Annotated in this window: 11 protein-coding genes and 2 pseudogenes; 9 read left to right on the top strand and 4 right to left on the bottom strand. The window is 65.4% G+C overall.

Going from position 1 to position 10182, the window contains the following annotated elements; genetic code table 11:
- Positions 1–448: catalase (locus tag NM2_RS46475; protein WP_157122072.1), on the bottom strand; the 448-nt coding region annotated here is incomplete at its 3' end.
- Between the two features lie 478 nt (positions 449–926).
- Entirely contained in the window at positions 927–1874 is a 948-nt protein-coding gene (locus NM2_RS46470; RefSeq protein ID WP_067684100.1) for a class I SAM-dependent methyltransferase, read from the bottom strand.
- A 396-nt stretch (positions 1875–2270) separates the two neighbouring features.
- Here NM2_RS46470 and NM2_RS46465 point away from each other — a divergent pair, with 396 nt between their 5' ends.
- From NM2_RS46465 to NM2_RS46450, 5 genes are all read left to right on the top strand, one after another.
- Positions 2271–2954, top strand: coding sequence for a response regulator transcription factor (locus tag NM2_RS46465; protein WP_067684097.1), 684 nt, complete (start codon positions 2271–2273; stop codon positions 2952–2954).
- An 86-nt stretch (positions 2955–3040) separates the two neighbouring features.
- Positions 3041–3400 (top strand): hypothetical protein, encoded by a 360-nt coding sequence (locus NM2_RS52450; protein ID WP_245718585.1) that lies wholly within the window; start codon positions 3041–3043, stop codon positions 3398–3400.
- Positions 3385–4179: a sensor histidine kinase gene (locus NM2_RS46460; RefSeq protein ID WP_245718584.1), complete on the top strand. Its 795-nt coding sequence runs from the start codon at positions 3385–3387 to the stop codon at positions 4177–4179. Before NM2_RS52450 ends, NM2_RS46460 begins: the two co-directional genes overlap by 16 nt.
- Positions 4180–4264: 85 nt before the next feature.
- Positions 4265–4798 carry a DUF2231 domain-containing protein gene (locus NM2_RS46455; RefSeq protein WP_067684094.1) on the top strand — a complete coding sequence of 178 codons (534 nt, stop codon included), beginning with the start codon at positions 4265–4267 and terminating at the stop codon, positions 4796–4798.
- A 36-nt stretch (positions 4799–4834) separates the two neighbouring features.
- Entirely contained in the window at positions 4835–5401 is a 567-nt protein-coding gene (locus tag NM2_RS46450) for a sigma-70 family RNA polymerase sigma factor (protein WP_067684091.1), read from the top strand.
- 472 nt (positions 5402–5873) lie between these two features.
- Here the strand turns inward: NM2_RS46450 and NM2_RS52815 are convergent, their stop codons facing one another.
- Positions 5874–6632, bottom strand: a complete 759-nt coding sequence (locus NM2_RS52815; RefSeq protein WP_369690376.1) for a group II intron maturase-specific domain-containing protein — start codon at positions 6630–6632, stop codon at positions 5874–5876.
- Between NM2_RS52815 and NM2_RS46435 the strand changes: the two genes are divergently transcribed.
- From NM2_RS46435 to NM2_RS53610, 4 genes and pseudogenes are all read left to right on the top strand, one after another.
- A complete protein-coding gene (locus NM2_RS46435; RefSeq protein WP_245718583.1) occupies positions 6613–7020 on the top strand; it encodes a DUF6262 family protein in 408 nt (135 codons plus the stop codon). The two genes, NM2_RS52815 and NM2_RS46435, sit on opposite strands and share 20 nt — an antisense overlap.
- A 197-nt stretch (positions 7021–7217) precedes the next feature.
- Positions 7218–7367, top strand: coding sequence for a hypothetical protein (locus tag NM2_RS50775; RefSeq protein ID WP_174575765.1), 150 nt, complete (start codon positions 7218–7220; stop codon positions 7365–7367).
- Between the two features lie 91 nt (positions 7368–7458).
- Entirely contained in the window at positions 7459–8841 is a 1383-nt protein-coding gene (locus NM2_RS46430; protein ID WP_084532408.1) for a molybdopterin-dependent oxidoreductase, read from the top strand.
- 3 nt (positions 8842–8844) lie between these two features.
- A pseudogene (locus NM2_RS53610) lies at positions 8845–9342 on the top strand (hypothetical protein); the annotation flags it as partial.
- Positions 9343–9555: 213 nt separating this feature from the next.
- Here NM2_RS53610 and NM2_RS46420 read toward each other — a convergent pair.
- Positions 9556–10182 (bottom strand): annotated as a pseudogene (locus tag NM2_RS46420) (IS256 family transposase); the annotation flags it as partial.

The following is a 10182-nucleotide window of genomic DNA, read 5'->3' as shown; positions in this document are numbered from 1 at the left end:
GGCGCTTCTGCGAGCGGATGAAGTCCTGGAACTTCATCGGATCTCGCACGAAAAAGACGGGCGTATTGTTCCCGACCAGGTCGAAATTGCCCTGCTCGGTATAGAACCTCACGGCGAAGCCCCGCAGATCCCGCACGGTATCGGGATATCCCTGCTCACCGGCGACGGCGGAAAATCGTGCCAGCACTTCGGTCCGCTTGCCGGGCTGGAACACATCAGCCATGGTGTAGGCGCTGACATCGTGGGTTACTTCGAACGTGCCGAACGCCCCACCGCCTTTGGCGTGCGGTTGCCGTTCGGGCAGGCGCTCGCGATTGAACGACGCCATCTTTTCGATCAGATACGCGTCGTTCAGCAGGATCGGGCCATCCGGGCCAACTGTCAGGGAATGGTCATCACTCGGTGCCGGGATTCCGGCGGCATCGGTTGTGTAGTTGCGCTCAGACATCTTTCTCCTCTCCCACGGACATGTAGCCGCGGTCGCATCGAACAGTCGTGTCCGACGTCGGCGGGAGTGGCGGTCATGGGCCGCGTGACCGGTGACTGAACCTGAGCCCACCTCGCCGGCGGCGTTGGTGAGCCGAGTCGTCGATCGGTGTCCATACCCGGCACCGCAGGCGACCCGGCAGGGTGCAGGCGGCGAGCACAAGTCGGGTGTTCGTGTCGCGATCGAAACAAATACCCACACGACAGGTGCTTCTCGAGAGCCGTGCGCACCGATACCCCGTAGCAGCCTGCATCTCGAAGCATTTCGGCGTCTGCCACGACCAACCATCCGCCGTGCTCCAATTCGATCACGTCTGAGCGGGCGTTTCAACCCATCAGGCGACCGATCGCCACACCCCTGAGCGGTCGCCGCTACGTCGCGTAATGGGTGTTCGTAGCGTACCGACACCTCCAAACTTCAATATCGAACCACAAACGCACTATGCGGCGTGCGTCGTCATGCCGGTTCGGTAATCACTAGAGCGTATGTCGCGAGGTAAGGAGCGTGGCACGGATCGGTACGGTCCTGCGGGCTTTGTGCAGGTGAACTGCATGACGTCGAGTCGGCCGCTGCGGAAGTGATCGGCGCACCCGGTCATATAGCTGATGTAGGCGTCGTAGGTGTCACGCCCGGCGAGTTCGATCGCCCGGTCGCGGTGCTCATGCAGAGCGGAGGCCCAGAACTGCAGTGTGGTGGTGTAGTGCTGCCCCAGCCGCTCGAGTCCGGTGATGGTGAATCCGGCATCTTCCGCGTACTCGCCGACCCCTTTCGGTGGCAGGAGTCGGTCGACCGGGAAGATTGTTTCGGGCGTAAACCCCGCATCGGTAGCCGCGAGACGCGTCTGGTGCGCGTTGGAACGATCGAGGCCCGGTGCGACGACGGTCTGCACCAACAGCACCCCGTCCTCGGGCAGGATCCGGTAGGCGAAATCGAAGAAATCGGGATAGCGCTGCGTGAGCAGGTGTTCCAGTCGGCCGATACACACGATGCGATCCGGGTGGCGGTCGAATTCCTCCCAGCCCTGCCGCCGCACCCCGCCATAGGGGCGGCCCCGGATGAGCCGGTCGACGAGCTGGTCCCGGACATACCGGTACTGGTTGCGGTTGCCGGTCAACCCGATCGCGTTCACCCCGTAGCTGTCCATGGCGCGCAACATGGTCGAACCCCATCCGCAGCCGACATCCAGCAAGGTCATCCCCGGGTGCAGATCGCATTTGCCCAGAGCGAGGTCGATCTTCGCGACTTGGGCTTGCTCCAGGGTGTCGTCCGGGTGAGTCCACAACGCGCAACTGTAGGTGCGCGTCCTGTCGAGGAACTGGGCGAAAAATTGATCCGGGAGTTCGGCGCGAGATCGGACCGCACTACGAATGGGTCTGGCAACAGTCATGGTGACGGATCCTCTTCCCGATCGAACACTGCCGTGTACGGGAAGCGGGGTAACCCGCTCCCTGCCTCACCTGTACCCGGGAGGTCCAACACCCTGTCGACCCTAAGCAGCCTCACATGAAGGACTGAATACCTGTGAGCAGAATTTCACCCGCATGTAACTGTGTAGGCTGCGCCGTAGCCGAACCGGGTGGTGGTTGAGTTGCCCAGCCTCCAAGTGCGCCCGGTCCGGAGGTGGAGATGCGCTGGTGTCATCGTCGTGCTGCGTTCGTCGTCCGGTAGGGCTGTGGCGCCCATGCTGACCAGAGTGCGGATCAGTCTTGGAATGCTCTGAGAATTCACTCGCCGGGACGCTGCGAGTGTCTCGGCCTGCGCGTTCGATGGCAGGGTGGAGTGCATGTCGATTCCGGGCGCGACCGTACCGCGGGTACTGCTGGTCGAGGACGATCGCACCCTCGCCGACATGGTGGCCGGGCTGCTGACCGACGAGGGCTATCAGGTCCGCACCGCGTATCACGGCCAAGCCGGTCTCCATCACGGACTGACCGAGCAGTTCGATGTGCTCATCATCGACCGCGCATTACCGGTGCTGGAGGGCCTGGAGCTGCTGCGGACGCTGCGTGACCGTGCCGTCATCACCCCTGCCTTGCTGCTGACCGCCCGCGGCACCGTGGCCGATCGGGTGGAAGGGCTCGACAGCGGTGCCGAGGATTATCTGGTCAAGCCGTTCGAAGTGCCCGAATTCCTGGCCCGCGTCCGCGCGCTGCGCCGCCGCCACCTCACCACCGCGACGTCGTTGCCGATCGGAGCCCGCAGACTCGACCCGGCGACCCGCACCGTCGCAGACCCCACCGGCGTGGTCCCCGAGGTGGTGTTGTCGGCGCGCGAATGCGCATTGCTGACGACCTTGGCGCGCTCGCCGCGGCAGGTGTTCACCCGCGACCAGTTGCTCGACTTCGTCTTCGACCGTGCCGACACTGTCGGAACGGTCGACACCTACGTGCACTACCTACGCCGCAAACTCGGGCGCGGGGCCATCGACACCGTGCGTGGTCTCGGCTACAGGCTCGGCGTTGGATGACACGCCGACGACGAACCACCGTGGTCTTAACCGAGCCGGCACAGCTACGGCGCGCTACCCGCAGCGCCGCACTGCAGTCGGCCATCGTGCTGGCGGCCGTTCTGCTGCTCGTCGGAGTCGTGCTGCTCAGCGTGGATACCCGGATCGGCAACCGGCAGATCGACGCCCAGCTGGCCCAAGTCGCAGCCCAGGTCGATGATGTCGACGACCCACCTCCCGGCATGGCCATCGGTATCGCGACGGCCGCCGGCCACGTCGCCCTCAGCGCGCACGCGCCTGCACCCACCGCCGAACTGACGACCAGCCCTCCCGGCTATTCGACGGTGCGTTCCGGCGGGGGCGAGTACCGGGTGCTGGTCGTTGAACGCTCCGGCCGCAGGATCGCCGTCCTCGTCGACAAGCCCCGTGGGAACAGAGTCGGCAGCGTGTTTTGGAAGCGCTGCTGATCGCCGAGCTCGCCGGGGTGGCGACCGCGGCATGTGCCGCACTGCTGCTGTCGCGGCGCGCGATGCGCCCCATGGTCGACGCGCTGACGACCCAGCGCGACTTCGTCGCCGACGCGTCACACGAGCTGCGGGCGCCACTGACTGTGCTGCACACTCGCGCCCAACTCCTGGCCCGCCGCGCCACCCGCGACGAACTGCCGACCGAGTGGCGCACCCAGCTCGACGAACTCGTCACCGACACCCGCGCGCTCGCCGGCATTGTCGAGGACCTGCTGCTGGCCGCCGCGTCCGAACACGACTCGGACCGGACCGAACCGGTGGACCTGACAGCACTGTGCCACGAGGTGGCAGACAGCGTGACCGCCCACGCGGCGACCCGCGGCATCACGGTGGAAGTCGCGGTCACCGATCCAGCCGCCGCGCCGAGCGTCCACGGAGTCCGACCGGCGCTGCGCCGAGCCGTTTTCGCCCTGGTCGACAACGCCCTGCAGCACGAAAAACAGGGCGGCACAGTCACAATCGCCATCTCTCGCACCGCCGACCGGGTTGCGGTCACCGTCGCCGACACCGGCGCCGGTCTCGACCCGCGCGACGCGCAACGCTTCTTCCGGCGCTTCGCCCACGGCGACGGCCACAGCACCGCAACCCGCCCCCACGGCATCGGCCTGGCGCTGGTGCGGGCTGTCGTCGATGCTCACCACGGGAGCATCGCCGTCGACGGCGCCCCCGGGCGAGGCTCGGAGTTCACCATCACGCTGCCCGCAGGCCACCGGCAATAGTCTCGGCTCCGAGAATCCTCCAAGAATCACCCCATACGCTCCAGGACGACCACAGCGCACACACTGTTCAGGAGCGGCCAACAGCATGGGACCCACCGTTGTCAACGGACTGCCTGCCCACGTCCTACTCGTCCACTTCGTGGTCGTGCTGGTGCCATTGGCGGCGCTGCTGCTCGCACTCGCGGTCTGCTGGCCCGCCGCTCGGGCTCGGCTCGGGCTCGCCACCCCACTCGTTGCCTTCGCCGCGCTGCTGGCCGTCCCGCTGACCATGCACTCCGGAGAATGGCTCGCCCAGCACGTCGACCGAAATCCCTTGGTACGCCACCACACTCACCTCGGTGATGAACTGCTCGCGTGGTCGGCGGCCACCTTCCTGCTCGCGACCGCCTGGTGGGCCCTGCACAGCGATCGTGTTACTCGTCGGCTCCGCCCACGGCTGCCCCGCATCGACACCGTTGCCGGTAATCGCGCAGTCGCGATCACCCTTGCCCTCGCCGCCCTCGCCGTCTCGGTCGGCTCTGTGGTGCAGGTCTACCGCATCGGTGATAGCGGAGCTCAGGCCGCCTGGCACGCCCGCATGGTCAGCGAACCCCACACCACCGCCGCTAGCCACCATTGAACCGGCCACTGACAGCTACCTATGCCGGCGACAGACATGACTGACGCTACGCACCTGCATCGGTGCCGTCGATCGCAGCGTCTGGGGGAGATCGACCAACAGTACCGGCAGCCGTTGCATCGCCTCGCCCATCGGCTCGTCCGCGACACAGGCCGTGCCGACGACATCGTGCAGGAGACCCTGATCCGACTGTGGAAACATCCACACCTGCTCGACGAACCCGACCTCGCGCTGCGCCCATGGCTGTTCACCGTCGCCCGTCACCTGGCCTACGACGAACTCCGATGCGCCCGACATCGCCACGAGTACGCTACCGACAACAACGCAGCCCTGGACCGCCACTCCGACGACCCCTGCGCACACCTCGCCGACACCTGGATCGTCCACCGCGCCTTGGCCACACTCACCCACCAACACCGCGAAGTCATCCTCCACGCCTACTACCGCCGCGCGACCACCCAAGACATCGCCACCGAACTCGCCATCCCACCCGGCACCGTCAAATCACGCCTGCACTACGCACTACGAGCACTCCGGAATGCCTGCACCGCCCAAGGCGTCACGACTGAATCGCCTGCGAGCCGGGAAGACTTATCGGTGTGACAGCCAAGCGGCTACGTGCGGTCTGGTGAATGGTGCGTGAACTGGTCACCGAGGGCACCACTCCTTCCTGACCACCGGTATCGAGAGAGGCCGATCAGTCCGCCGACCGCATCGTGCTCATCGACGGCGGCACGGCAAGATCAACCACGTCCTGCACACCATGGCCGTGGTTCAACTGCGTCACCCAACCGCAGGTCGGGTCGATTACGACAACAAGAAGGCCGCCGCGAAGACCTCCATGGAGGCGATGCGAGCACTCAAACGACGCTTGTCGAATGTCGTCTACCAGCGGATGCTCGCCGACCAGCGGCGGCGAGACGCGGCAAGCCCGGGAGGGCGCGCGGGGATGACTACCGACTTCAGCGCGACCGGCCCAACCCCGCACCGATCCTTCGGACAAGCCACGACCCGGACCTACCGCCACCCAGTCCAACGACGAACTCCCAACTGCCTCTTGACATAGGGTCAGTCTTTAGGTTCTGGCCCAAATTTCGGCGTTGGGGTATTTGCGTCGCAGCCATCCGAATACCTGCCGCCAGACGATCATGCGCAGGTATTGGAAGGCGCGGGCCGAGACCCCGGGACGGAAGTAGGCGGTCCAGCCCCGCAGCGCCTGGTTGAGCTTGTGCAGCAGGACTGCCAGCGACAGGCTGAGGTTCATTCGGCAGATCGCCTTGGTCTTGGCCTTGATGGACCGAAGTGCCTTCTTGGCCGGGTAGTTGTAGACGAAATGCTTTGTGGTGCCTCGTTTTCGGTGGCGCTGGATGCGCCAGCCGAGAATGTCGAGGCCCTCGTCGATATGGGTGATCAGGGTCTTCTCCGGCGACAGCTGCAAGCCGACGGTGGACAAAACCTCGGCCACCTCGGGCAGCAGTGCCTCCGCTTCACCGTCGACGGCCCACTCGCCGACGCCGAATGGGCAAAGCACTACCTCGCCAAGGCCACTCAAGCCTTGCCCAATGGCTACTGCGGGCTGCCGCTGCAACAGAGCTGCCCGCATGCCAACGCCTGCCTGACCTGCCCTGTTTTCATCACGACCGCCGAATTCCTGCCGCAGCACCGCGAACAACTCGACCTCACCCGCGGGATCATCGAACGCCCCCGCGAGCGCGGTCAGCTCCGGTTGGCCGAAATGAACCAACGCACCGCCGACAACCTCCTGAGCATCATCGAAAGCCTCGAAACCAACTCTGCCACAGTCGAATCCAGCGATGATAATGCGCGCTGACAACACCGAGCACCTCCGGGCCGCGGCCCGGCAGCGCCACGACGCAACCCGGGCCAAGGCCCTCGCGGCGCTGCACGAGCTCGACCAGGCCGGAGCGCACATCACCTTTCAATCCGTCGCTGCCCGGGCCGGCGTCTCGCGCTCGTGGCTCTACAAGCAAACCGACCTCCAGGACGAAATCCGGCGCATACGCACCCAGCGCCAGCCCACAACCGTCTCATCGTCATCGAAACAGCCCTCCAGCGACGAATCATGGCAGCGCCGCCTCGAACTCGCACACAACCGGATCAAAGAGCTGAGCACCGAGGTCAAGTCACTGCGCACGCAACTCGCACTCGCACACGGCCAACGACGAGCCGACAACATCACCGCAGCCACACCGCCGGACTGACCAACGCCCACAGACACCGATCAAACCCTGCATCGAGGACATCGTCTCCGACGCAGATCCCCAGCTCCTTGCCCATAAACGACAAGAGAACTCAGGGGAACAGATGTTCGATGATAGATCATTCTAGTGAGTCAAACGTCCTGGCAGGGTTGCTCGGTTTACGCTCCGAACACAAGATCAGGAAGGGAGCCGATCCTGTGGCGAGGTCACGGCGGTTGAAGATCCCGGTCGAGGACAAGGTGTGGGTGGTGTTGTCGGTGCTGTCCGGCGAGATGAGCGCGGCGGAGGCCGCGCGGCGGCGCGCGGTGAGCACGGCATCGGCTGGCCGAGTGATGACGGATTTGTGAATTGCCTCCAGTTAGCCTCGACCGCGCCGCTGTACCCGATAACACTGGACTTCGACGACGGCCGCCTATACCCGCGGAAGGAGTGTTTCCCATGACGACCTCCTCCGATCCGCCACCGGCACAACCTCAACCTGAGACCGGTCCCGAGGCCGAGGACACGGCTACGGAAACGGAGTCTCGGTCGTACGGATTCCCGTCGGCGGCGTGGCGGTTCGTAGCGAAGAATCCGCCGCCGGGATTCGACCGGATCCGGTGGCGCAGCCCGCTGCGCGGTCCGTGGTTGACCTCGGTGTTCGGCCTGGCGTTGTTGGTGGTGCTACCGGTCATCGCCCTCACCGGTTTGTTGTCCTACATCGCCTATGGCCCCGGATTGGCACAAGCCATCCCGGACCACGTCGGCTGGTTGACACTTCCCACCTTCGACTGGCCATCGCGGCCGTCGTGGCTGTACAGGTTGACCCAGGGTCTGCATGTGGGGCTGGGATTGGTGATCATCCCGGTGGTGCTGGCGAAACTGTGGTCGGTGATCCCCCGGTTGTTCACCTGGCCGCCCGCGCGCTCAATCGCCCAGGTCGTCGAACGGGTCTCACTGCTGATGCTCGTCGGTGGGATCCTGTTCGAAATCGTCACCGGCGTACTGAATATCCAATACGACTACATCTTCGGATTCAGCTTCTACACCGCACACTACTTCGGGGCCTGGGTCTTCATCGCCGGGTTCGTCGCCCACATCGGGATCAAATTACCGAAGATGATTTCCAGTCTGCGATCGCGCACTCTGCGCAGCGTGCTGTCCACCTCCCGCGCCGACACCGAGCCCGAACCCCGCGACGCCGACAGTCTCGTCGCTGTGGATCCGATGCCCGCCACCCTCAGCCGCCGCGGCGCACTGGCCCTCGTCGCGGGTGGCTCTGCGCTGGTCGCAGTCCTCACCGCCGGACAGACCCTCGGCGGCATCACTCGCCGGGCCGCGCTCCTGGTGCCGCGCGGCCGCACCTACGGCAATGGGCCCAACGACTTCCAGGTCAACCGCACCGCCGTCGCCGCGAGAATCGGCCCGGCAGCCACCGGCACCGCCTGGCGCCTGGAACTGCGCGGGGGTCCGGTCCCACTCGATCTCGACAAATCCGCACTCGCCGCGATGCCCCAGCACACTGTCGACCTGCCGATCGCGTGCGTCGAAGGATGGTCGACCGTTCAAACCTGGACCGGCATCCGCCTCGCCGACCTGGCTCAGCACGCGGGCGTCCCCACACCCAGTTCCGCAATCGTTTCATCGCTGGAACAGGGGGGCCCTTTCGGTCGTGCGGCGCTGCACCGCAACCAGGTGCTCAACCCTGATGCGTTACTCGCGTTTCGCGTCAACGGGGCCGAGCTGTCCGCCGATCACGGCTATCCGGCCCGAATCATCGTCCCTGCGCTGCCCGGCGTGCACTGCACCAAATGGGTGCGCTCAATCGAATTCCGGAGCTGACTCATGCAACGCCTGATCGCGTTCAGCAAGTCCGTCTACGGAGCGCACCCGCTGCACCTGCTCGTCCTACTCGCCTCCCTCGCGCTCGGCGCATACGCCGTGTACACCCTCGGTCCGGGCCAGCTGCTCAACCCGAACGTGTGGTGGCAATCGATCATCGTCTGGTTTGCCGTCGCGATCATCGGCCACGACCTGATTCTCTTTCCGCTGTACGCGCTTGCAGACCGCCTCGTGCCCAAACCGACCCGCGTCCATCGGATACCCGCGACGAACTACCTGCGCATCCCCACCCTCGCTGCCGGACTGCTCTTGCTGCTCTTTTTTCCGGGCATCATCCAACAAGGCGCGACCACTTACCACAATGCGACAGGCCTGACTCAACAACCGTTCCTTTCCCGATGGCTCGTCATCACCGCCGTCCTGTACGCCCTGAGCGCATTGGCCTACGCCATCGCCTCATTCACCGCGTCCAAGCGGCGCCGCGGGCGAGGGCGATCCCGTGAGCAACCGTCTGCAACAACGTCGGCAAGACATCGCGGGCGCCGACGACCAGTCCAGCCCACGGCGAAACGCCTCCGACCCATGACCGGCGTGCGGCGCTGGCGGGCCGGTACACGCAACCTGGCATGGGCCGCGCAGCGACGGATGCAGCGAGCCTTTCGACCCCGTTGACAGATCGCTGCCGCACCGGGCGCGGGTCGTATAGCTCTCCCTGACCTCGGACAGGCCGCGGGCGACCAGATCACCGAAGAACGCCAGCCAACCCGCGCCGTCCTCACCGCTGGTGACCTGGACACCGAGAATTTCCCGATAGCCATCGGCATTGACGCCGGTGGCCACGAGAGTGTGCACGTTGACCACGCGGCCGTTCTCACGGACCTTCAACACCAGAGCATCGGCGGCGACGAACGTGTACGGGCCCTGATCCAGCGGGCGGGTGCGAAACGCCTCGACCTGGGCGTCGAGCTCGGCCGCCATGATCGATACCTGGGACTTGGAAAGCTTTGTCACACCGAGTGATTCGACCAGCTTCTCCATCCGGCGAGTGGACACGCCGAGCAGGTAGCAGGTCGCCACCACCGAGGTGAGGGCTCGTTCGGCGCGTTTGCGGCGCTCGAGCAGCCACTCCGGGAAATAGCTTCCCTGAGGCAATTTCGGGATCGCGAGGTCGATCGTGCCGACCCGGGTGTCGAAGTCGCGGTGGCGGTGCCCGTTTCGGCTGTTCACGCGCTCGTCGGAGCGTTCGCCGTAGCCGGCGCCGCACATCGTGTCGGCCTCGGCGCTCATCAGTGCTGCGATGAACGTGGACATCATGCCGCGTGTCAACGGACGTCGGGATAT

Source organism: Nocardia miyunensis NBRC 108239, from assembly GCF_001613065.1.
Classification (GTDB): domain Bacteria; phylum Actinomycetota; class Actinomycetes; order Mycobacteriales; family Mycobacteriaceae; genus Nocardia; species Nocardia miyunensis.
The sequence above is the reverse complement of the archived record's forward strand: the minus strand, read 5'-3'. Positions and strand labels throughout refer to the sequence as shown.